Raw genomic sequence first — 23788 nt, forward strand, 5'->3', positions numbered from 1 at the left:
AAAAAAAATAAGGTGTTTTAAACACCTTAATTAAATGTATTATTTTTAAATATTTTGCAATCAAAGTCCTTATATTCATTTAGTACAAGCCGTTTACATTTATCTATGATATCAAAGTCAATTTTATTGTAAAATTCTTTTTTTAATTTAATTTCAAATAAAATAGTATCTCTTCCATTTTCATTTATTATCCTAAAATCTATAATTCTGCTTATCTCAATTACATTTTCCTTAATAATAGATTTAACTTTATCATATATCTCAAGCGTTTTTTTGTTATATATATCTATTGGGTCTATATGTATAACGAGATGTATCATCATACTTTGTTCAATATCTTTCTCTATAGTATCTATTAGTGAGTGTACATCTACTAGAGTTAAATTAGAGGGTACTTCTGCATGTATGGATGCGATAGTTTTGTTCGGACCATAATTATGGACGATTAGGTCGTGTAATCCTAAAATATTTTCATAGTTTAATATCTTTTTTTTCAGTTCTTTAACAATCTCATCGCTAGGAGCTTCTCCAAGAAGAGAACTCACGGTTTCTTTTATGAGTAAAATTCCAGAATAAATTATAAATATCGATATAATAATTCCGGCATATCCGTCTAAGGATATTTTTGTAAAGTTTGACAATATAAGAGATATGCTTAAAATTGTTGTTGTTAAAGCATCGTAAAATGCATCAACAGATGTTGCCTTAAGTGATTTTGAATTTATTTTTTTAGATATCTTAAGATTTATAAAAGCGATCCATATTTTTATAAAAATTGAGATTATTAAAATTATAAATAGAATTATGTTAAAATGTGTATTTTCTTTGCTTACTATCTTTTCGATAGATGATTTTATAAAAGTAATTCCAATGAATATTACGAGGAATGAAACTATGAGAGATGATATATATTCATACCTACCATGACCTTGAGGATGCTCTTTATCAGCAGGTTTCATAGAAAATTTGAATGCTATAAGATTTATTATAGATGATGCAGAATCAGAAAGATTGTTAAATGCATCAGCTGTTATTGAAATACTTTTTAATATTAATCCTATGAATAATTTTATTAAAAATAAAATTAAGTTTAAAACTATGCTTATTAAGCTACATAAAAGACCATAAGAAGAACGAACTTTTGGATCTTTAACATTTTGATAATCTTTTATAAATGTTTTAAATAAGAAGTTTAACATGTTAGACCTTCCTAAAATTTTATTTATATTAAAGTATAACACTATATAGATTTTCCTTAAATAAAAAATTATTGACTAATATTGTTAAGAGAATATAACATTAAATTAAAAATATTTCTGAAGATGTTATTTTAAGGAGTGTATTGTGTGTCTATAGTTGTACAAAAGTATGGGGGAAGTTCCGTAAGTACGATTGAGAAAATTAAAAATATAGCGAAAAGTATAATAAAACGTGTAGAAAGTGGAAATAAAGTTGTTGTTGTTGTTTCTGCTATGGGAGATACTACAGATGATTTGTTTTCTATGGCTAAAGAGATTTGTGAAAATCCAAATAAAAGAGAGTTGGATTCGCTTTTGTCAACTGGGGAGATAGTTTCTAGTTCTCTTTTAAGTATGGCCATAAATTCATTTGGATATGATGCTATAAGCTTAAATTCATTCCAGATACAGTTGAAAACTTCTGGGTCACATGGTAAATCATTGATTGAAGATATTAATCATGAAAAGATAGTTGAGCATTTAAATCAAGACAAGATAGTTATTATAGCTGGGTTTCAAGGTGTAAATGATAAAGGGGATGTAACGACTCTTGGACGTGGGGGGTCAGATACGACTGCAGTAGCACTTGCAGCAAAATTGAAATGTGATTGTGAAATTTACACGGATGTTGATGGAATATATAGCGTTGATCCTAGAGATTATAAAGATGCAAAAAAAATTCCAGTGATAGATTATGAAGAAATTTTGGAATTATCTAGTCTTGGGGCTAAGGTTATGCATTCGAGAAGCGTTGAGCTTGCACAGAAGTATAAAATTAAGGTTTATGTTGGAAGAAGTTTGGGTGATATGAATGGAACTTATATAATGGAGGTTAAAAATATGGATATGGAGATTAAACCCGTAACAGGAATTGCAACAAGTGATGAAGACATAGCATTGAGTATAAAGAATATGAACAATGATATTAATTTGATTTCATCTATTTTTAATGAAGTTGGACTCAAAAATATAAATGTGGATATGATAAGTCAAACAACCCCTATTAATTCCAAGGTGAATTTATCTTTTACAATTCCAAGTGAAGATTTATTTGAGTGCAGAGAGGTTTTGAGTAAATATGTGAATGATATAACAATAGATGAAGGAATTTGTAAATTTTCTGTTGTAGGTATTGGAATGAGATCAACATCTGGAGTTGCAGCTAGATTATTTAAGATATTTAGTGAAAATGATATAGAAATAAAAATGATAACTACATCTGAGATTAGAATAACATGTGCAATAAATAAGAAAGATAAACTTAGGGCTATTAGTTTTGTAGCAAAAGAATTTAATTTATAAGGTTGGGATAATAAGTGAAGTTGCATGGTTCTCTAAATATAATAGGGAATGATCTTTATATAGGGGATATAAAGATTTCTGATATATCAAATAAGTTTGGTACTCCTTGCTACATAATGGATGAGAACTTAATAAGAGATAATATAAATAGGTTTAAAAAATCTATTGGAGAAGGCAATAGGGTTGTTTATGCTGGAAAAACTTTTTTAAATACTCATATGGTAAATATATTAAAAGATGAGAACGTAGGGCTTGATGTTGTTTCTGATGGTGAACTCTATATAGCATTTAATTGTGGATTTGATATGAAAAACATTATTTTTCATGGGAATAATAAAAGTTATGATGAAATTAAAATGGGAGTTGAATTTGGAGTTGGAAGATTTGTTTGTGATTCAGAAGATGAAATTTTAGAAATTTACAAAGTTTCAAAAAAGTTAAATAAGAAAAGCAAAGTATTTTTAAGGATAAATCCAGGGATAGATGCACATACGCATGATTATATAAAGACAGCTTGCATAGATTCAAAATTCGGTATATACAAAGATGTAGATAAAATATTAGAAATACTAAACAAGTATAACGGGTGTGAAAATTTAGAAATAGTTGGATTTCACTGTCATATAGGATCACAGATATTTTCAAAAGATGCATATATAGATGAAGTAGATGAAATATTTGGTTTGATGAATGAAATGAAAGTATATGGATTTGAATTTAGAGAGGTAAATTTAGGTGGAGGATTTGGAATTTATTATACAAAAGAAGATTCTCCAATTGGAATTGAGGATATTGTGAAAATTATTTTAAATAGGGTTTATTATAATTCTAATAAATTTAATTTAATTATTCCGAGAGTTTACATAGAACCAGGTAGAAGTATAACAGGAAATGCAGGAACGACTATATATAAGGTTGGAATTGTAAAGGAAATCGAAGGAGTTAGAAATTATGTATCTGTGGATGGTGGAATGACAGATAACATAAGAAATGCACTTTATAATGCAAATTATGAATGTATAATTGCAAATAAAGCTTCCGGGAGTAGAGATTATAGAGCGAGAATAAGTGGGAAATGCTGTGAATCTGGAGATGTTTTAATAAATGATACTCTTATACAAATTCCTGAGAAAGGAGATATTCTAGCTATTTTTTCAACAGGGGCTTATTGTCACTCTATGAGTAGTAATTATAATAAAATAACGAGAGCGCCAGTTGTATTTTTTTATAATAATGAAGTGACTCTCAGGAGTAGGAGAGAAAGTCTTTCTGATTTAATAAGATTAGATATTTAAATGAATAATTTTACTATATTTTCAAATAATAGAATAAGGTTTTAAAATTATTTTTTAAGGAGAAAAAATGATTAAACTTATTATATTTGATGAGGCTAGCGAGATAGTAAATATAGAGAAGTTTTTAAGAGATGATGTATGTGTTGTTGGTTATTTAAAGAGTGATACGAGTTATTTTGATGAGTGTATAAATGGTATTAAAATTTATAATTTAAATGATTTACCTAATATTTTATCAGAGCTTGAGTTTGATTATATTTTGGTAAATAGCAGGAGATATAGCGTAATTTATGATAAGATAAGGGAGATGAATATTAATCCAGGATGCATATTAGATGTATCATTCTTTTTTTATGATTTAATAAGTAGTGAGATTAAAGATAAGCTTTCATATTTTAAAAGAGTAGAGAGTTTAAATTTTGATATTGTATTTATGGGGAGAAATTATATAAAAGATAGGTTTATTTATGATCAATTTAATAATTGTATGAATATGTCTAATATTTTTTCAGATGTGCATTATGATTATCATCTTTTATACTCTCTTATAAAAAGTAACAAAATACATAACTATACTAAGATAGGGATTTTTACGAATTATTCTATGATTTATGAAAATATAGACTTAAAGGATGATAAATACGATTTTATTAAAATATTTGAGGATATATTTTCTGTACATAATAGTGTGAGTACGAGAAATACTTTTTCAGCTTTTTGTTATAAAAATTTTAAAAATAATATGATCAAGGTATTTAAAAAATTTAATTTAGATGATATTGTATTTGGTGATAATTTTGATATATCTTTTTTTGAAGATGAAAAGATTAAGTACGAAACTCAAATAGAAACTATAAATCATAAAGAAGCTAGTATTATAGCATTTAAGATGAATAAGAACATAATAACTCAAACCATAAAGATACTTAAGGATCGTGGCATAGATGTATTTTTTATAGTACCTCCAGTACATAGATTGTATAGAACGTATATAAATAAAACTCTCCAAAAAGAATTTTATATGATTTTAAATAAAAGTTTAAATGATAAGTTATGTATATTAGATTATTTTGATAGAGAATTTGATGATAGTTATTTTTCTTCACCATGTAATTTAAATTATAATGGATGTAGAGAATTTTTAAAAATTCTAAGAAAAGATATGAATAATAAATTTTTAGATATTACGGTTTGTAATAATTTATAGTCGTTTGAAGAGGAAGAGAAATTATGAAAAATAAAATTATGGAGAGATCAATTGATTTATGTAACTTTCTAGATATAAGTGGTGTTAGCGTTTATCATGCTACTCAAAATATATGCAATAGGTTATTGGAAGCTGGTTTTGAGGAAGTTTTATATGGGGATAATTGGAAATGGAAAGAAAAAGGATTTATTAGGTTTAATAATTCGGCTGTATTTGCTTTTTTATTAAATAAAGAGAGAATAAAAGATGGAATTAAGTTTATATTATCTCATTTAGATTCCCCTTCTCTTAAGATAAAGACGGGAAGTGACATTTTAAATAGAGAGGGTATTTTATATTTAAATGTGGAAGTGTATGGTGGTGCTATATTAAATACTTGGCTTGATAGAGGATTATCTATTGCGGGTAGAGTTTTTATAAAGAGCGAAGATCATAAATTTAAGGAAGTTATGATCGATTTTAAGGATGATATAGCATTTATACCTAATTGTCCAATTCATTTAAATAGAGATATAAACTCAGGGTTTTCATTAAATAAGCAAACTCATATGCTTCCTATAGTTCTTACTAATTATTCGTGTGATGGTGCATCTTTAAGAGGTATGATATCTTCATATTTAGGAGTATGTAAAGATGATATTTTAGATTTTGATCTATATTTATACGATACTCAAAAAGCAAGCATAATTGGTTTTAATAAGGAATTTATACAGAGCAAGAAAATAGATGATTTAGCTATGAGTGAGGCTAGTTTATATGCATTTATAAATTCTGGGGATTCCACAAATAAGTTTATTTGTATGTTTGATGGAGAGGAAATAGGAAGTTCCATGATCGAAGGGGCGTACTCGAATACGTTATTAAATATATTAAACAGGTTATATGAATCTATGGATATATCGAATGAGGATAAACTCATATCACTTAACAATAGTTTTGTGATTTCTGCAGACATGGCTCATGCATATAATTCGAGTTATAATGAAAAGTTTGATGAAAATAATAAGTGTGTTATAAATAAAGGAATAGTTATAAAGAGTAACTCAAACAGGAGTTATGTTACAACGGGAGAGAGCTCATCTTATATAAAATCTCTATGCAATAAAATTAAAATACCTTATCAGGTATATTATAATAGGTCGGATATACAAGGAGGATCAACGCTTGGTCCAATAGTTACAAAGTATTTATCTATAAAAGGTGTTGATATAGGAAATCCCATGTTTGCTATGCATTCTTGTAGAGAAACTTCTGGGGTTAGTGATCATTATTATATCTGCGAATTGTTTATGGAATATTTTAAATAAAAGAGGGGCTTATTGCCCCTCTTTTATTTTATTTAAAAGACATACAGCTTGACACGCAATACCTTTTTCTTTCCCCGTGAAACCTAATCTTTCTTCAGTTGTTGCTTTTATTGAGATTTTTGAAATTTCTATTTCAAGTACTTCAGATAAAGTTTTTCTCATTTTGTATATGTAAGGACTTATTTTTGGTCTTTGACAAATTATTATGCTATCTATATTTGATATTTCATATTTTTCATTTTTCATAAGTTCTCGTGTTTTTCTAAGTAATTCAAGAGAGCTTATATTTTTAAATTCATCATTTGTATCTGGAAAATATGTTCCTATATCGTAAAGTCCACATGCACCAAGTATTGAGTCTATTATAGCGTGAATTAAACAATCTCCATCGGAATGAGCTACAAGACCTTTTTCGTGAGGTATATTAACCCCCCCTAAAATAAGGTCACAATCATAATCTAATTTATGTACATCATATCCAATACCTATTCTCAAAGCTATTCCCCCTTAAATTCCTATCAATTCAAATAGTTTATTTAGTTCATCATTTGTTAAATGTCTGTATTTTCCAATCTTTAAATCCCCTAGTTTAATATTTAAAATTCTAGTTCTCTTTAAATATGAAACTTTATAATCAAGTGATTCGCACATACGTCTGATTTGTCTATTAAGCCCTTGAGTTAATATTATCCTAAATGTAAATTCATTTAATTTCCATATTTTACAAGGTTTAGTTATTTGGTTTAATATTTTTATGCCGGATCTCATTTTTGATAGGAAATCTTCGGTAATTTCTTTATTTACACGGACTAGATATTCTTTTTCATGATTGTTTTCTGATCTCAAAATTTTGTTTACAATATCCCCATTGTTTGTAAGAAGTATTAACCCATGAGAGTTTTTATCAAGCCTTCCTATTGGGAAAATTCTTTTTGGATAATTTATAAAGTCTATTATATTTGACTTATCTTTCCTATAAGTTGTTGAAGTTATACCAAGAGGCTTATTAAAAGCAATATATACAAAATCAACTTGGCTTTCAATTTCTTTTAGCTTCGAATTTTCTTTTATGTATATCTTATCATATGAGTTAACAATTGATCCAAGTGTTGCAGGGTGGTTATTTATAAAAACTTTATTTTGTTTAATGAGTTCATCAGCGACTCTTCTTGAACAATATCCATACTTAGATAAAAATTTATTAATTCTTAGTTTTTCTTGATTTAAAATTTTATCCACATCTAAACTCCTTAAAAAACACTAAGCCTATTTTATCATAGAATATTATTAAGTACTATTTATTTTTATTAAATTTCCAGAGTTATTTATAATAATGTTTAATGGTATATCTTTTAGTGATTCTTTTAACTTAATAAAGTATTTTGAGTGTAGAGGAGGACCTATTATATATATTTTTACTTCTTCTCCTGGTTTTAATATTTTGTTCTCTATACCGTAATTTATAAATGATGGAATAGAGTGATTTATTTTTTTAATTATTTGTTTATTTTGTTTGATCATTTTTTGTGCTGATTTTGTTTTGGGCATATAAGAGAGTATATAACCGTTATAATTCATTTTCATATGCATTGTTAAATTCATTTCCATGATGATATAGTTATTTGGGATATTAAATATCATGAAATATGTAATTATTAATGAAAATACGATTAAATAGATTTTATATTTAAAACTTAATGAGAATCTATTTTTGTTTTTGTAAATAAATAGTTCTCCCTTTTTATGTTTAATTTTCCTTTTGACAAAAATATTTAAATGTTCATCTAAGATTACAGAATGTTTTTGATTTTTTTCAATGATAATGCTTAAACATTCTCTGTTTTCATCTACCATTGAAAGCTTTGAATTATTGAATAAATAAAATGATAGGTGTGAGCAACTTTTATCAGTAAAAAGAATTACATAGAGCTTTATAAGTTCTATATTTTTTTTGTATATATAAAGATTGTGTTTGTTTGATGTATTTTCTTTTATTATCTTAAATAATATGGAGTTATTTATTTTATATATTTTGTTATTCTTTAAATATATTGATATATTTTTAGATAGTATTAAGCATTTACATTTTTCTAAGGATGATATATTATTTAAGTTATTAAAATCTATATTTTTTAGATATATACTTTGACTTAAGAATGCATAGAGATCTTTTAAAATGTTATATTTTGGGTTGTATTTATTCAAATTAATAATATCATTCATAAAACTATCCTCTATGGTAAACAAATCTACCAGATGTTTAAAAATTTTAATATAATTCCATTATTAAGGATTATTTTTCTATATAAAATAGTTTTTTATACCATTTAATAATGATTAAAAAGATAAATAAATATTAAAGATTTTGTTTATTATAATTAATATTAGTCAAAAATAGATATAAAGCATTTAATTTTTGGGGTTATTATAAATAGCTATTTAAGTTTTGGAAATTTTTCAAAAGGAGGAGAAATGGTTTGGAAAGTAAGAGTTTAAAAAGAAATGTGCTTTTAATCATAGGAAGTGTATTGTTATTTTTGATATTGAGTTTTTCACAGGATATTGTTCAAGCTATAAAATTTAATAGTGATAATATAAACGTAAAAACTTTGGAGATCAAAGAGGATTTAAATGGGATTAATTTTGATTTAAAGTATCCAGAAATTGAGTATGCAGATAAGTCTGTGAAAGATAAGATAAATACATCCTTAAAGGATCAAATTTTGGAGTTTAAACAGTATATAGAAGATATATATAAAGAATTTATTTCATCTGTGCCTAAGGAATTAGTGGAGAATTCTTTATCTTCAAAATTTATTGGGATGTCTGATTTTGAATATGAAATTGTAGATTGTATTTTATCTGTAAGACTTAATTTAATACAATTTACTGGTGGAGCCCATCCTATGACTTATAGAAGAGATTTTAATTTTGATCTAAGGACTGGAAATGTTTTGAAATTTGGAGATCTTTTTAATGAAGAAGGTAAGAAGACATATAAAGATAAGGTTGATTCGTTTATTAAAAATATTATAAATAATAATCCAGATGATTATTTTCCAAATGAATTTAAAGGTATTGGGGATAATGTTCAATATTATTTAACCAAAGATAATATTGTGATATTTTATCAATTGTATGAATTAGCACCATATTCTTCAGGTATACCTGAATTTAAAATACCTTATAGTTTATTTGAGGGTGATATAAAAATAAATCCTTCGAATTAGTAAGTAAATATTAGAGGTGAACAAATGAAAGCATTATTTTTAGATTATTCTAAGTGAACAAGTGTAAGAAAGGCCAAGGATTGGCTTGTTAAAAATAATATAGAAGTTGATTTTAGATCTCTTATTTCAAATACTCCAACTAAAGATGAAATTTTAGGTTGGGTATCGAAGTATAACGTTGATATAAATAAGTTTTTTAATGTCAATGGTAAGATATTTAAGGAAAACAAACTTAAAGATAAGATAAATGATTTGTCACTGGAAGAGCGTGCAAATATGTTATCAGAAGAGGGAATGCTTATTAAAAGACCTATATATATTGGTGAAGACTTTATATTATTCGGTTTCAAAGAGCAGGAATGGGAGAGTAATATATTAAAAAAATAAAGCTATGATTTCATAGCTTTATTTTTGTTTTTTGGGAGTAATATCTGAGAATTCAGATATTTTGAAACATTCTCCTGTATTTTCTATTGATAAGGTTTGCTTTAGGAGTTGAGTATATCCATCCGTATGTAATGATTTATATGTAATTTCATAGTTATAAAGAGTTTTAGATATTTTTTTTGGTTTAGATATTGTAAAAGATTGTATTATATTTTGATTTTGTTCAATGAACCATGATGGATTATCTTTGAATAAATTCTTAAGCTGATTTTTTAAATTATCATTTGAAATTATAAATAATAAAGTTCCATTCTTCTCTTTTATTCCGTTTGCCCAGAGTGTTGCCACTTCATCTTTATTTAATATTTTTACAAAATTTGAAGATTGTTCCCAAAGGGTATTTCTAAAACTTAAATTCTCAATTATTTTTAGATATATTTTTTTAATGTTTTCAAGTGTTATAAGTGGATCATCAGAGGATTCAGATTCCTCAACATTTTGTGGTTGATCCATAACTTGAGGAGGTTCTTCAATTATTGAAACCTCACAAGAATTTTTAATTTTCTTTTTGTTAGTTAAAGAGTATACTGGATTTACATTACACAAAGTATACATAACGATCATAGCAGATAAAATGAGCTTCTTCATTAATATGTACTCCTTTATAATTATGTTTTAATTTAGTTTTTCTATAAAATCAATAATTATTCTTTAAAAGATTTTTTTAAAAATAAAAACAACACACCATAAGTATGTTGTTTTTATTTACAAAAAGTATTACAATAAGTAAAGTTTGAGTTTGCGGCATCACTGCCTATAATATTTATACTTTGGGAGGAGCACATACCTGATTCGTTGAATTTGCAAGCTTTCGCATCGCACTCAATTTCTGGATACATAACTATACCAGAGTTTGTAAAAAATTGTTTAATTTCTCCGTTTATATTTAAATTAGATAAGGAGTTTATAGTGTTTTCTAAATTTTTTTCTTGAAATGTTGAGCAATGAGTATCTGGAGTTATGGATGCGTTTAATCCACTTATATGAATTTTATTTGCAGTACACATATTATTGGTATAATGGACGCAATTGTTTGCAGAGCAACTCAGGGAACCATTCATTATATATCACCTCTAATAAAAATATATTTTTTAGTATTATTAACTTATTTTCAAATAATATTCTAATTATTATTAACAAAATTAATAATAATCAAACAATTCAATATGTTTAAATAAATAATTATGAATTATAAGGTAGGAGAATTTAATGAGGATCAAGACTATATTTTATGAATTATGTATAATATGTTTTGCTTGTTTTTTGATATCTGTAGGGTTAAATTTATTTTTAGCTGATGCTAAACTTGTAAGTGGAGGACTTACTGGTATAGCTATGCTTATAGAATATATGACAGGTTTAAATTCAGGTATATTATATTTAATTTTAAATCTTCCTTTATTTATTTTGAGTTATTTTAAAGTTTCATTAAAATTTACTATATATTCCGTGATTGGTACTACTTTATTGTCTACATTTTTATATTTGACAAGTCCGCTCAAATCTGTACTTAATATAAATGATGTATTTTTAAGTGGGGTAATTGGAGGAGTTATAACAGCTATTGGGTATTCTCTTATGTTTAGGGTTAGAGCTACAACTGGTGGAATAGACATATTAGCTGTTATAATAAGGAAGAAAAACCCTGCCAAAAATATTGGAGATATTACATTTACAGTTAATTTAATTATAGTTATAGTTTCTATATTTTTATTGAAAAATATAGCAAATTCACTATACTCCCTAATATCTATGTTTGTTACTTCTACAGTTGTAAATAAGATGATATTTGGATTTAATAAGAAGTATTTAGTACTTATAATAACTAAATCTCCTGATCAAATAACTGAGTATATTTTAAATTTTATAAAAAGGGGGGTAACTTCTATAGAAGCTGAGGGATGCTATACAAAAGATAAGCAGAATATACTTTATACTGTTCTAGATATTAACCAGTATGTAAGTTTGAGAAGAAGGATACACAATTTTGATCCTAATGCATTTTTGTCTGCCATTGAAACAAAGAGTGTTACGGGTAATGGATTTAATGAGATATAAAACGAAGTTTGTAACGATTTAAAATTATTCTCATATATTAGAATTAAAAAATATTTTATAAGTTATGAATATTTTTAAAAAGTATGAGGATGCAAATATAAAATAGTTAAAATATTAGGGCAATGATCAAATATATAGAAGATGCTTCCAAATACGGGAGCATCTTATTTTTTTATCATGGTTTAGATTTACACATAAATTATTAATTTAAAAGGAGATTTTAAATTGGAAAATAGAGCTGCAACAAATACGAATTTTATATTGAATTTTATATTGTTTACACAATCTTATAATTTGCCAAATGAGCTTATACTTGATAATACAGGCTTTTATTATGCTTATGATCCATCTAAAACCTTAGTTGATAATAGTCTTATCAATTTATCGATTGGTAACGAAGGGGTTTTTATGATACTCAAAGCTTTAAATACAAATAAAACACTTACTATTAATTTATCAAATACTTCAACTCAGATAACTAATTATAATTTAAATTATAAATGTTTGGATACTCCATATGGATTTAAATTGTCAGATGTTATAAATAATTTAGGAATGGATTTTAATGATATTAGTATGAATTTCAAAGATGGGACTGGAGTAGGAGATGCAAATCTATCATTAACTCAAACAGGATTTTTTGTATTAAATGATGGTAATAGAACAGTTACATTTAATTTTATTATAGAAAATAATGGAAGCGAGGTTGCAAGAAAAGTATTATTTAAAGACATTTTGCCTGATGGAGTTAGTCTGAAACTTTCAGGTGTTTATATAAATTCAGTTTATGCGAGTAGTAGTGATGTGAAGCTTAATTCTAAGAGTTTGTTTGTTAAACTTCCTGATATAGAGATTGGAGAAACGCTTACACTTACAATTGTTTGTGCACTAAATGGTGAACCGTGTAATGAGTTTAACGTTGGAGTTATAAGTTATGTTTCAAAAGTAATTCAAGATGCAACTACTGCACAAACAGCTGATATAACAATTAAACAAATTACTAGTAATTCCAAGGAAATACAATAGTTAATAAAGTCATTTATAATTTAGTAACATTTAATAATGGATAAACATATATTTAAAATAAAAACTTAATAATTTTATTTTAGTATGTGGGTACGAAAAATAATTAATTTAATTAAAATAATAAATCTTAAAGTGCCTTTGAATTAGGGCACTTTTTTAAAAATTAAAATGGGAGCGATATTATGGATAATAATGTTTTTAAAAGAGTTAATAGAGAGGTATTTGATAATGAGGTTCCATTTTCAATATATGAAATTGAAAAAATTATTTTAGGAGATAATTTAAGTTCAAATTTTAGAGGAGGAAATGGAAGTTATTATAAAATAGAGGAAATTTTAGATAAGTAGAATGATTAAATTAAATTTATAAATTTATGTTATGAGGTTATTAAAATGGAGCAAGATAAGTTAAAAGATATAGATATAAATGAATTTAAGAATAATGGTGATTTTAGAGTAAATGCTAATATCACTGATGTAAAACTTGATATTAAGTTGGTTCATCCTTCAAATAATTTTTTTGGAATAAGTAACCAGCTTATTTTAGATAATTTAGGTAATGTGTATATATTAAAACCTCAAGGTACAAATACTTTGGATAACGGAGCATTTTCTCCTCCGCTTAATATAGAAGGACTTTTAGTAGATATTAACACGGTTAATGATGATAAAATGTTAGAACTTGATTTAGAAGCATCATCAAGTGATATTTCTGATTTAAATAAATGCATGGATACTCCATATGGATTTAAGTTATCTCAAGTTATGAATAATATAGGAGATATGAGTACACTTAATATTACAAATGGAACAAATGGAGATGCACAATTAACAGATACTATAATTAAAACAGGTGCACGTTTAATTATTAATCAGAGAGCTTTTTCAATAATAAGAGGAAATACAAAATATTTTTTATTTAATTTTAATATTAAAAATGTTGGGGAATTCATTGCTCAAAAGGTACTGTTTAAAGATATTATCCCAAATGGTTTAACTTTATGTAATAGAGGGATGTATATTAAAAACAATAATTCTCAGATGGTTAGAATATCTAGGGATAATTATACAATAAATGGAAGAGAATTATTGTTAACACTTCAAAATATCGATGAAAATGATGTTGTTTCTCTGGTTTTGGTCTGTTTTGAAAATTCATGTAATGACTCCAAGAATTTTAATGTCGGATGCATAAGTTATGTTTCTTATTATGGAGTTAATGATGAAACAAATACAACTAGTTCTAGAACTTTAGTTATAAATGATATTAGCAATACTAAAAAAATTTTCGGGTAAAGGAGTAATTCAAATATGAATGATTTCGTAGAAACTGAATCAGAGATTACTCCGCATTATTTACAAGGTAATGAAAATTTAAATAATAATACTAATCAAGATAATAAAAAATATGTAATTTATTTGGTTAACAAAGCTCCTGGTGAAAACTCAGAGATAATTAATGACCTTATTTTAGATAACTGGGGAGATTATTACTATGATTATAGATCTACAGAATTAAACTCAGTAGTTGAACCGCTTAGGTTTAATTCTAATGGATTTTCATTTATATTATCTTCTTTGAATGATGATAGATATGTAAAAATTAATTTATATAAAACTCATCAAGATAGAAATGAGAATTTAATTCCTCCAAGAGATTTAAATAAAAGATATTTATATATTGATATTTCAAATGGATTTAAGCTATCTCAAATTATGAATAATCTCTTAGATATTGACCAAATATCTTTAGATGGTAAATTAAATGGAGAAAATTTTGATAATATATCTGAACCAGAACTTACAATAACTCAAAAAATAAATTTAGAACGTTATGATTCATTTAATCGTGTAACTTTCATATTTAATATATCAAGTTTGAGTGTTCCAGCTAAAATAGTTTTACCGGCAAGAAGGGTTTTATTTAAGGATATACTTCCACAGGGTGTTTTATTTAAAGGTGTTCTTTTAAATGGTAAGCATTATGATGATGAATGTATTAATTTAAATGGTCGGAGATTATTCATAAAATTACCCGTTATAAAAGATGGAGAAAGTATTGAAATTAGCATTGTGTGTTTAATAGATAAAGTAAGAGATACCGGTTTAAATGTAGGTGCATTAACCTACGTTTCTAATAATTTATTAAATAAGCAAGATAATACATTAACAACAAATGTTTATACTCTTTTAAGTAATGCATTAAATTTAGAAGATATGATTTAAATTAAGTAACTTTTTTATTTTATTCTCATATAGTCTAAGTAAGATGGTTTATTATTTTTCTAAGGACGGAGTTTATGGATACGAATAAAATTAATGATATTAATAATGTTATGAAAATTTGTGATGAATCTTTTGAAATTGAAGGAGATTCGTTTACTTTTTTAAACATTCAAAACATTATGGAAGAAAGTCAAAATTTAAATCATGTTAATTCAGATGAATGTAGTATATGTTTTGATGTAAATTGTGATTTTAAAGAGGATAAAATTGATGTAAATTGCGATGATTCCAGTTTATTTGAAGATAAAAAATGTCTTGATATACAAAAATATTTTTTGGAAATAAACTTGAAAAAATCAGGAGAGAATCCTTACAGTATTGCAAACAACTTAATATTAGATAGTTGTGGGAATTATAGTTGTGATATTAATCAATTTTTATTAGATGGTATGAAATTTTTTCCAAATATATATAAGAAGGGAATACTTGAAAATATATATTCGATAAATAGTGATAGACATTTAGAATTTAGTTTGTGTGATATTTCAAATAATCATGTTGATTTTAAAGATGAGGAGAGGGCGGATACATCTTATGGATTTAAGTTATCTCAAATCATATCAAATTTAGGAGATTTATCACAAATCGATAAAAATTTAAATATTAACGAACTTGGAGAGATAAAATTCACTCAAAATGCTGTTATATTTAGTAAATGTAACCGAAAGCATATAATTTTTAGCTTTAAACTTAAAAACGTTGGGAATACTACTTCAAGTAAAATATTATTTAAAGATGTATTTCCAAGAAGTGTTAATATTTATGAAAATGCCATTTTCGTAAATGGGAAATATATAAATAAAGAAAGTATTAGTATATGCGGAAGAAGAGTTGTTATAAAATTTGATGATCTTTGTGCAGGTGAGGAAATTGACATTATAATGGTTGGTTCATTTAGAGAAGATTGTGATTCTATAAATTGTGGTGTAATTAGTTACGTTGATGGATTTAAGGAAAGTAATGGTATTAAGGTAATGAGTATTGTTCAAATTTTAAGTAACATTAAAACCTTGAAATTAAAAGGATGTAATTAATTACATCCTTTTTTGTATTTACATAAAAATATTTTAAACAGGGGAAAATAAATGTAACTAAGTAAATATAACTACTTATTAATATAGTGTGAATAAACTTATTATCAGAATAATTAACCAATTATTTGAAAATAATAAGTGAGTGTATAAATAGTATCAACTACATTTGTTAGGAGGATATATACATGATTTTAAAGAGAAATAGTTCTACCTTATTTGTAGTTTTTTTATTAATTTTTTCAGCTCTTATAGTTTTATTTTTATCGTCTAAAGTAGTTAAAGGTATAAAGTTTAAAAATGAAATAAATGTAAGGGTTTGTAAAGTTCAATCGGGGAATGTTCAAGAACAAATAGATGTTAAAGTATTTATAAAATCTAAAAATTATAAAGAATATTATGGCAATCAACTGAGGGTTAAAAAGTTGTATGTTAGGCATGGAGATTATGTTGAGAAGGGGCAAAAACTCCTATCTTTTGATAACAATGATATTATGACTCAGTATACTCAAGCAAAGATACAACTTGAGAATGCTATGTTGCAAAAAAATCAGATGATTATAACAAGAGATAATTTTAAAAAACAAAGGATAGCTATACAGGAAGAAATAAATAGACTTAGGGAGAGTCAAGAAGATAATGAAAGTTTTATTGCAGAGCTTGAGGAATCTTTTGAAGATAAAAAAGCTATTTCTTCAAAAAATAGTTTAACATTATCTGATTATAGCGATGAGATTGATAAGCTTGTAAAAGAGAGCGAAGGATTAAGAAAGATTTCATTAGAGCTAGAGAGACAAATGGATAATATACCTGAGATTACAGATGATCAAATAAAACTTTTGGATAATGCCATAGTTTTGGCAGAGAGCAGTTTAAAAAATATTTCAGATAAGATTGAAATTTCTAAAGATATAACAGCCGATTTTAGTGGAGTTATAACTAGTGTAAAAATAAATGAGGGAAGTTATACTCAACCGGGATCTGTTATATTGGTTCTTCAGGATCTTCAAAATGTAAAAGGAATTTCTCTAATTCCACAACAAAATATTTCGAGCGTGAAGATTGGTCAGGAGATTGTGATAAATGACCCTATTGGAGTTTATAATGGGAAAATAATCTCTATAAGTGATTTGGCGGTAAATTCTAATAGTTATTTAAATATTGTTAGTGAAGATATGAGGGATAATTATTTGGTTGCTGATATTGAGATATTAAATCCTAATGATAAGTTGAAGGTTGATTTTGATTTAAATGGGAAAATAAATTTAGACAACACCACGGATATTTTGAGGATACCTATAGAATGTGTGTTGTACGATGAATCTAATACTCCGTATGTTTTTATAGTTAAGAATGATATTGCATATAAAAATACAATATATCCTGGTAGGGTTTTTAATAATTACATAGAGATTGTTGGGGGATTAACTTTAAATGATAGTATAATTTTAAATCCTCCGAAAAATTTATCTAACAGCTCAAAGGTAAAGGTTGTATCAAATAAATGATAAATTTTAGTAACATAACAAAGTTTTATAAAAAGAGAAATTTAGAATATAGGGCTTTATATGATGTATCTTTTGATATAAATCCTGGAGATTACATCTTTATATGTGGAGATAGAGGATCTGGTAAAACTACGTTATTAAATATTTTGGGATGTGTTAGTGATTTTGATTATGGGAAGTATACATTTTATGGAATAGATATAGGAAGCAAAAATGATAGAGAATTATCTAAACTTAGAAATGAAAGATTTTGTTTTATACCTGAGGGAGATAGTTTAATACCTGAACTTAATTTATTTGAAAATGTTAGTATACCACTTTTATATTCAAAAATTTCGAGGGAAGAAAAGAGAAGTAGAGTACTTAAATATTTATCTATGCTATCTATAGATAAATATAAATATTTACATATTGATTCCCTTTGTATGAGAGATAGGAAAATGATATGCATAGCAAGAGCCCTTGTTGGAGGTGGAGATATCATTATAGCAGATGAACTTTTTGAGTATTTAGATGAAAGTGATTGTGAAATTATATTTAATATTTTATTTGGCTTAAATAAAAAAGGGGCTACTTTAATAATAAGCGGTAACAAACTCAATAAATACTCTTATGGAAGTAGGATTATAAACTTGAGGGATGGAATGAAGGTATAAAAATAGGAGAGATATATGTGATTATTGATCATATTAATTTATCTTTAAAGTTAATTTTTAAAAATAAATTTAGAATGCTTACATCAATAATTGGAATAATTACAGGGTTTATTTTACTTATAATTTCTTTTTCATTGTTAAAAATTGGGGAGATTAAGTTAACATCTAGCACAGATAAGATAGGAAAAAATATTATTAAAATAAATGTAATAAATTCTGAAAAATGTTTTAAAAATTACTTTAATTTTGATGATATAAAGTTTTTGAAGGATTCAAATTTGTCTATAAATTCAATTTCTCCAGAGCTTTATTTTAAAGGGATTGTAAATAATGAATTCTGTGATTTATCATCTTATATTATAGGTGGAACTGAAGATTATAAAGATTTTATGATGATGGATATGGTAAACGGAAGATTCTTTTCAGAACATGAGTGTTTAAATAAGGAAAATGTAATAATAATCGACAATGTTACAAGTAATAATCTATTTGGAACAGAAGATTCTATAGATAAAGAAGTTTATATAGGGCAATGCCCATCTAAATTGTATAAATATAGAGTAATTGGAGTTATTAAACATCCATCCAATATATGGAAAGATAATGAAAATACATTATCTTTTTCAGTAGTGCCTATTTCAACATACATAAAAAATTTTAACCAAGATCCATTTTTTGAGTATTTATATATTTCTCTGAAGAGTAAACAAGATATGAATTTAATTGGGGAATCAATAATTAATTTTTTGAAGGTTAAAAATAACATTAGAAAAGATATATATAAACTTGAAAACTTTTTAAGGTTAGAAGATAAAATATATGAAGTAAATAATTTAATAACAAAAATAGTAAAGATAACCGGATATATATTTATTTTCATAAGCGGAATTATAATAACAAATGTAATGATTTTTAATATTTATAGTAGAAAAAATGAAATAAGCATTAGGAAAATATGCGGTGCGAATAAATATGATATATTTATTCAATTTATACGAGAATCTTTTATATTGTCCTTAATAGGGGGGATATTTGGGGTTTTATTAGGAAGTATGGTAACTATTTTTTTATCAAGTGTGATAAATGAAAATTTAAGTACTAATTTTATAAATTTGTTTAAAATTCTGATAATTTCTTTAGTTACAGGAGTTATATTTGCTATATTTCCAGCTATTAAGAGTTGTAATCCAAATTAACAGATATTTTTAATAATGAATAAAAAACTATTAAATAGGTATAATAAGATATATTTATTTTAGGGGGAATGTTACTTTGTTATATAATGATGAATTTAATAATCATATTTCAACTGAAACAGGGAATTTAGATAATGCATATTTTGGGAATACTATAGGTGATATCAATGCTTCTCAAGACAGCATCTCAAACATTGTGCAGTATTACAATAATCGTGAATCTTATCTAAAGAATTTAGCAAGTAATTTTTCAGGGAATAATTCAGGTATAGAGAATCAAATAATTGATTTATTCAATAATGTTAGAAGTGTTTTAGAAAATAGAGATTTAAATCTTATGAAAAATTCTATAAATTCTATTTCTCAAGGAAGAGAGAATGCTATTAGATTTATAAATGATCAGAATAATTATTTAGATGAAAGCACAAAGCAAATTATGAATGTAATAATAGATGAGTATTCTAATCATTTAAATTATTTAAATAAGGCTATTGAATTTTTAGAATAATTAACTTAATAAATATTTTTACTACTGTTTAAGTTTTAAGAGGGAGATTATAGTGAACCATATAGTTAGTAGACGTAACAATACTTCGACTGTTTATATATTATTCATATCATATTTTATATTTTTATTAACTACACTTTTGGGAATAACACAACATAGTGTTAGGGAGAATTTGAATTTTTTGCAAGATAAGTACAATGAAATTAATGATAAGTATAATTATTTAATAAATAATATGTCTGTGGGAAATATAGAGGAGAATAATAGGGAAGTTATTTATTTAGATGAAATGAGGAATGAGATACTTGATAGCGTAGGTAAGGAAGGAGAATTTTGGAAGGCTGAGCTAAAAAATATAATATTACAAAAAGAGAAATTATTATCAGAGAATTTTATGAATAAAAAAGATGAACTTCATAATAAAAGTTACTTACATTTAAAAAATGAAATTGATGAGTATAATTTGTATTATAGCTTAGGTAAGAAACCTTTAGATTATCTAGATGGATTCTTTATAAGATATTTTCTCTTTCTTTTTAATAGCTTAGGTCATCAAATATTCTTAACTTGTATAGTTTTAGGAGTATGCTATTTATATATAAGTGATGTAAAATACATAGGATTTTCAAAAACGATGTTCGTTAGTTGTATACCTATATTGTGTATACAAATATTTAGTCTAATTTGTTGCATAGCATTAGATGACAAAACAGATATATACTACCCAGTTAGAATTGTGCAGGATTTTAATATTTATAATTTCAATAACAATGTATCAGCTGTAAATGACATTATTCCTCTACACATTGCTATTTTTAGAGTTTTGTTATTGGAAGTATTATATATAGCCTTTATTGTTAGTTTTATAAAAATAATTGATTTAATATTTACAAAGTATTATATGAAAATTATTGGAGCATTTATTTTTTTATTCAGTATGTTTGGTATGTTATATACTAGATATTCAAGTATATCATTTCTATCCTACGGTAAATTTTTAAATATAGTTAGAGGGTACGAAGCTATTTATAATGAAAACATGTATTTGAGTATAAATTTCTTATTCATATTTGTATTCTTTATCTTAATAGTTTTAAGTTTTATATATTTCTTAAAAAAATATTTTTTAAATGACGAATACATAGTATAGAAAATCAAATTAACTGGTGTATATGAAATTTATATTGCAGTCTTTTACCCATCCAGTTAGCTTATTTTTATCTTGATTGATTATTAAAATTTCATACCATAATACATCCATTATGTATATTTTTGAAATTATATTTAATCTGGAATTTTTAGATAAGTCCAATATTTTTGGAGAAAAATCAAATGGTGCCAGTCTTATTGGTGTAATATTTTTAATATATACATTTTTTATATTTAATGGTATTGGTTTAAGTTCAAGGTTTTTAATATGATTCATATTGTCGTAAATATTTTTTGAATCATTGATTTTTTTTAGTAATAAATGATTTTGTTTAGTTAAATATAAAATTTTTATTTTTTGTTTTTCGATTTTATTAAAAAGATATAAAATCATTACAGATATTGATATAATTAAGATAATAAATATTTTCATATTCTGAACCTCGAGATTAATTTTTATATAAATATATTGAATTAAAAATAGAAATATGAAAAAAAATAAAAAAAGTATTGACATAGGGGAGGTAAGTTTGGTACTATGAGTTAGTTGGCTGGTAGAAGCCGAGAGATATTAGATAGATCATTGACAATTGAATAGGGAAGAGGAAACGAGAAAGTCAACGTTAATTTTGAGAGAATGAGAGAAGGATAAGAGTTTGATCCTGGCTCAGGACGAACGCTGGCGGCGTGCCTAACACATGCAAGTTGAGCGGAGGTAGATGGAGCTTGCTCTATGTACCTTAGCAGCGAACGGGTGAGTAACACGTAGATAATCTGTCCTATATTGGGGGATAGCCCGATGAAAGTTGGATTAATACCGCATACAGCTATATAGTTGCATGATTATATAGTGAAAGATTTATTGATATAGGAGGAGTCTGCGGCACATTAGCTAGTAGGTGAGGTAAGAGCTTACCTAGGCGACGATGTGTAGCCGGTCTGAGAGGATGAACGGCCACAATGGAACTGAGACACGGTCCATACTCCTACGGGAGGCAGCAGTGGGGAATATTGCACAATGGGGGAAACCCTGATGCAGCAACGCCGCGTGAGTGAAGAAGGTTTTCGGATTGTAAAGCTCTGTTAGCAGGGAAGAGGAAGGACGGTACCTGCAGAGGAAGCCACGGCTAACTACGTGCCAGCAGCCGCGGTAATACGTAGGTGGCAAGCGTTGTTCGGAATAACTGGGCGTAAAGGATGCGTAGGCGGTTAAATAAGTTATATGTTAAATATATAGGCTTAACCTGTAGAAAGCATATAAAACTGTTTAACTAGAGTGCAGGAGAGGTAAGTGGAATTCCTAGTGTAGCGGTGAAATGCGTAGAGATTAGGAAGAACACCAGTGGCGAAGGCGACTTACTGGACTGTAACTGACGCTGAGGCATGAGAGCATGGGGAGCAAACAGGATTAGATACCCTGGTAGTCCATGCTGTAAACGATGGGTACTAGGTGTGGGTTGTGAATAACAATCCGTGCCGTCGCAAACGCAATAAGTACCCCGCCTGAGGAGTACGATCGCAAGATTAAAACTCAAAGGAATTGACGGGGACCCGCACAAGCAGCGGAGCATGTGGTTTAATTCGAAGCAACGCGAAGAACCTTACCTAAACTTGACATACCTTGAATTACCTTGTAATGAGGGAAGCTCGCAAGAGCAAGGATACAGGTGGTGCATGGTTGTCGTCAGCTCGTGTCGTGAGATGTTGGGTTAAGTCCCGCAACGAGCGCAACCCTTGTTGTTAATTGCTAACAGGTTAAGCTGAGCACTTTAGCGAGACAGCCTAGGTTAACTAGGAGGAAGGTGGGGATGACGTCAAATCATCATGCCCCTTACGTTTAGGGCTACACACGTGCTACAATGGTGAGAACAAAGAGAAGCAAGCTAGCGATAGTGAGCAAAACTTATAAAACTCATCTCAGTTCGGATTGCAGGCTGAAACTCGCCTGTATGAAGATGGAGTTGCTAGTAATCGCGAATCAGAATGTCGCGGTGAATACGTTCCCGGGTCTTGTACACACCGCCCGTCACACCATGAGAGTTGGCAACACCCGAAACCTGTGGGCTAACCGAAAGGAGGCAGCAGTCTAAGGTGGGGTCAGTGATTGGGGTGAAGTCGTAACAAGGTAGCCGTAGGAGAACCTGCGGCTGGATCACCTCCTTTCTAAGGAAATGAAAGAGAGAACTTTTTCCTATTCAATTGTGAGTGACCTAATAATATAGAGGTTACTTAATAAAAGAAATAAAGATCTTTGAAAATTGTATATAAATAGTAAATAATGCGAAAGGTAGCAAGTTAAATTATTAGCAATAGTAATTTAAGAGCTGGAAAAAATATATAACAAA

General features: G+C 26.8%; 23 protein-coding genes, 1 rRNA gene and 1 pseudogene. 18 read left to right on the forward strand and 7 right to left on the reverse strand.

What is annotated here, in order from left to right; translation table 11 throughout:
- Nucleotides 1–26: 26 nt before the first annotated feature.
- On the reverse strand, nucleotides 27–1199 hold the full coding sequence (locus tag RATSFB_RS00540) for a cation diffusion facilitator family transporter (RefSeq protein ID WP_014094118.1): 1173 nt from the start codon (nucleotides 1197–1199) through the stop codon (nucleotides 27–29).
- A gap of 147 nt (nucleotides 1200–1346) precedes the next feature.
- On the opposite strand from RATSFB_RS00540, the gene RATSFB_RS00545 reads away from it, so the two are divergent.
- From RATSFB_RS00545 to RATSFB_RS00560, 4 genes are all read left to right on the forward strand, one after another.
- Nucleotides 1347–2540, forward strand: coding sequence for an aspartate kinase (locus RATSFB_RS00545; RefSeq protein ID WP_014094119.1), 1194 nt, complete (start codon nucleotides 1347–1349; stop codon nucleotides 2538–2540).
- A 14-nt stretch (nucleotides 2541–2554) separates the two neighbouring features.
- Nucleotides 2555–3835, forward strand: coding sequence for a diaminopimelate decarboxylase (lysA, locus tag RATSFB_RS00550; protein WP_014094120.1), 1281 nt, complete (start codon nucleotides 2555–2557; stop codon nucleotides 3833–3835).
- 67 nt (nucleotides 3836–3902) lie between these two features.
- On the forward strand, nucleotides 3903–5042 hold the full coding sequence (locus RATSFB_RS00555; RefSeq protein ID WP_014094121.1) for a hypothetical protein: 1140 nt from the start codon (nucleotides 3903–3905) through the stop codon (nucleotides 5040–5042).
- Between the two features lie 23 nt (nucleotides 5043–5065).
- Nucleotides 5066–6349, forward strand: a complete 1284-nt coding sequence (locus RATSFB_RS00560; protein ID WP_014094122.1) for a M18 family aminopeptidase — start codon at nucleotides 5066–5068, stop codon at nucleotides 6347–6349.
- 9 nt (nucleotides 6350–6358) lie between these two features.
- Here RATSFB_RS00560 and ispF read toward each other — a convergent pair whose 3' ends face one another.
- From ispF to RATSFB_RS00575, 3 genes are read right to left on the reverse strand one after another with little or no spacing between them, the layout of a single operon-like run.
- Entirely contained in the window at nucleotides 6359–6844 is a 486-nt protein-coding gene (gene ispF / locus RATSFB_RS00565; protein WP_014094123.1) for a 2-C-methyl-D-erythritol 2,4-cyclodiphosphate synthase, read from the reverse strand.
- 12 nt (nucleotides 6845–6856) lie between these two features.
- Nucleotides 6857–7588: a pseudouridine synthase gene (locus RATSFB_RS00570; protein ID WP_014094124.1), complete on the reverse strand. Its 732-nt coding sequence runs from the start codon at nucleotides 7586–7588 to the stop codon at nucleotides 6857–6859.
- A 48-nt stretch (nucleotides 7589–7636) separates the two neighbouring features.
- Entirely contained in the window at nucleotides 7637–8572 is a 936-nt protein-coding gene (locus RATSFB_RS00575) for a hypothetical protein (protein WP_014094125.1), read from the reverse strand.
- 254 nt (nucleotides 8573–8826) lie between these two features.
- Here RATSFB_RS00575 and RATSFB_RS00580 point away from each other — a divergent pair, with 254 nt between their 5' ends.
- Both RATSFB_RS00580 and RATSFB_RS00585 read left to right on the forward strand, forming a co-directional pair.
- Nucleotides 8827–9579 (forward strand): DUF3298 and DUF4163 domain-containing protein, encoded by a 753-nt coding sequence (locus RATSFB_RS00580; RefSeq protein ID WP_044035456.1) that lies wholly within the window; start codon nucleotides 8827–8829, stop codon nucleotides 9577–9579.
- Between the two features lie 69 nt (nucleotides 9580–9648).
- A pseudogene (locus RATSFB_RS00585) lies at nucleotides 9649–9966 on the forward strand (ArsC/Spx/MgsR family protein); the annotation flags it as partial.
- An 18-nt stretch (nucleotides 9967–9984) separates the two neighbouring features.
- On the opposite strand, the gene RATSFB_RS00590 reads toward RATSFB_RS00585, so the two are convergent.
- Together RATSFB_RS00590 and RATSFB_RS00595 are read right to left on the reverse strand one after the other, a co-directional pair.
- Nucleotides 9985–10614 carry a hypothetical protein gene (locus RATSFB_RS00590; protein WP_014094128.1) on the reverse strand — a complete coding sequence of 210 codons (630 nt, stop codon included), beginning with the start codon at nucleotides 10612–10614 and terminating at the stop codon, nucleotides 9985–9987.
- Nucleotides 10615–10727: 113 nt separating this feature from the next.
- A complete protein-coding gene (locus RATSFB_RS00595; protein ID WP_014094129.1) occupies nucleotides 10728–11087 on the reverse strand; it encodes a DUF1540 domain-containing protein in 360 nt (119 codons plus the stop codon).
- A gap of 148 nt (nucleotides 11088–11235) precedes the next feature.
- Here RATSFB_RS00595 and RATSFB_RS00600 point away from each other — a divergent pair, with 148 nt between their 5' ends.
- From RATSFB_RS00600 to RATSFB_RS00645, 11 genes are all read left to right on the forward strand, one after another.
- Complete coding sequence (locus RATSFB_RS00600; RefSeq protein WP_014094130.1) at nucleotides 11236–12084, forward strand: YitT family protein; 849 nt, start codon at nucleotides 11236–11238, stop codon at nucleotides 12082–12084.
- 225 nt (nucleotides 12085–12309) lie between these two features.
- The gene (locus tag RATSFB_RS00605; protein ID WP_014094131.1) at nucleotides 12310–13110 is read left to right on the forward strand and encodes a DUF11 domain-containing protein; all 801 of its coding nucleotides are present in this window, start codon (nucleotides 12310–12312) and stop codon (nucleotides 13108–13110) included.
- A 182-nt stretch (nucleotides 13111–13292) separates the two neighbouring features.
- The gene (locus tag RATSFB_RS07375; protein ID WP_173362852.1) at nucleotides 13293–13457 is read left to right on the forward strand and encodes a hypothetical protein; all 165 of its coding nucleotides are present in this window, start codon (nucleotides 13293–13295) and stop codon (nucleotides 13455–13457) included.
- Between the two features lie 45 nt (nucleotides 13458–13502).
- Nucleotides 13503–14405, forward strand: coding sequence for a hypothetical protein (locus RATSFB_RS00610; RefSeq protein ID WP_014094132.1), 903 nt, complete (start codon nucleotides 13503–13505; stop codon nucleotides 14403–14405).
- Nucleotides 14406–14420: 15 nt separating this feature from the next.
- Entirely contained in the window at nucleotides 14421–15335 is a 915-nt protein-coding gene (locus tag RATSFB_RS00615; RefSeq protein WP_014094133.1) for a hypothetical protein, read from the forward strand.
- 74 nt (nucleotides 15336–15409) lie between these two features.
- Nucleotides 15410–16429, forward strand: coding sequence for a hypothetical protein (locus tag RATSFB_RS00620; protein WP_044035458.1), 1020 nt, complete (start codon nucleotides 15410–15412; stop codon nucleotides 16427–16429).
- A 185-nt stretch (nucleotides 16430–16614) separates the two neighbouring features.
- Nucleotides 16615–17934: an efflux RND transporter periplasmic adaptor subunit gene (locus RATSFB_RS00625; RefSeq protein WP_014094135.1), complete on the forward strand. Its 1320-nt coding sequence runs from the start codon at nucleotides 16615–16617 to the stop codon at nucleotides 17932–17934.
- Nucleotides 17931–18590 carry an ABC transporter ATP-binding protein gene (locus RATSFB_RS00630; RefSeq protein ID WP_014094136.1) on the forward strand — a complete coding sequence of 220 codons (660 nt, stop codon included), beginning with the start codon at nucleotides 17931–17933 and terminating at the stop codon, nucleotides 18588–18590. Before RATSFB_RS00625 ends, RATSFB_RS00630 begins: the two co-directional genes overlap by 4 nt.
- Before the next feature lie 17 nt (nucleotides 18591–18607).
- Nucleotides 18608–19786: an ABC transporter permease gene (locus tag RATSFB_RS00635; RefSeq protein ID WP_014094137.1), complete on the forward strand. Its 1179-nt coding sequence runs from the start codon at nucleotides 18608–18610 to the stop codon at nucleotides 19784–19786.
- 76 nt (nucleotides 19787–19862) lie between these two features.
- Nucleotides 19863–20294 (forward strand): hypothetical protein, encoded by a 432-nt coding sequence (locus tag RATSFB_RS00640; protein WP_014094138.1) that lies wholly within the window; start codon nucleotides 19863–19865, stop codon nucleotides 20292–20294.
- Between the two features lie 52 nt (nucleotides 20295–20346).
- Nucleotides 20347–21444 carry a hypothetical protein gene (locus RATSFB_RS00645; RefSeq protein WP_014094139.1) on the forward strand — a complete coding sequence of 366 codons (1098 nt, stop codon included), beginning with the start codon at nucleotides 20347–20349 and terminating at the stop codon, nucleotides 21442–21444.
- A gap of 9 nt (nucleotides 21445–21453) precedes the next feature.
- Here RATSFB_RS00645 and RATSFB_RS00650 read toward each other — a convergent pair whose 3' ends face one another.
- Nucleotides 21454–21876 carry a hypothetical protein gene (locus RATSFB_RS00650; RefSeq protein WP_044035459.1) on the reverse strand — a complete coding sequence of 141 codons (423 nt, stop codon included), beginning with the start codon at nucleotides 21874–21876 and terminating at the stop codon, nucleotides 21454–21456.
- Nucleotides 21877–22087: 211 nt separating this feature from the next.
- Here RATSFB_RS00650 and RATSFB_RS00655 point away from each other — a divergent pair.
- Nucleotides 22088–23606 (forward strand): 16S ribosomal RNA (locus tag RATSFB_RS00655).
- Nucleotides 23607–23788: the final 182 nt, after the last annotated feature.

It is taken from the genome of Candidatus Arthromitus sp. SFB-rat-Yit (genome assembly GCF_000283555.1).
Classification (GTDB): Bacteria; Bacillota; Clostridia; order Clostridiales; family Clostridiaceae; genus Dwaynesavagella.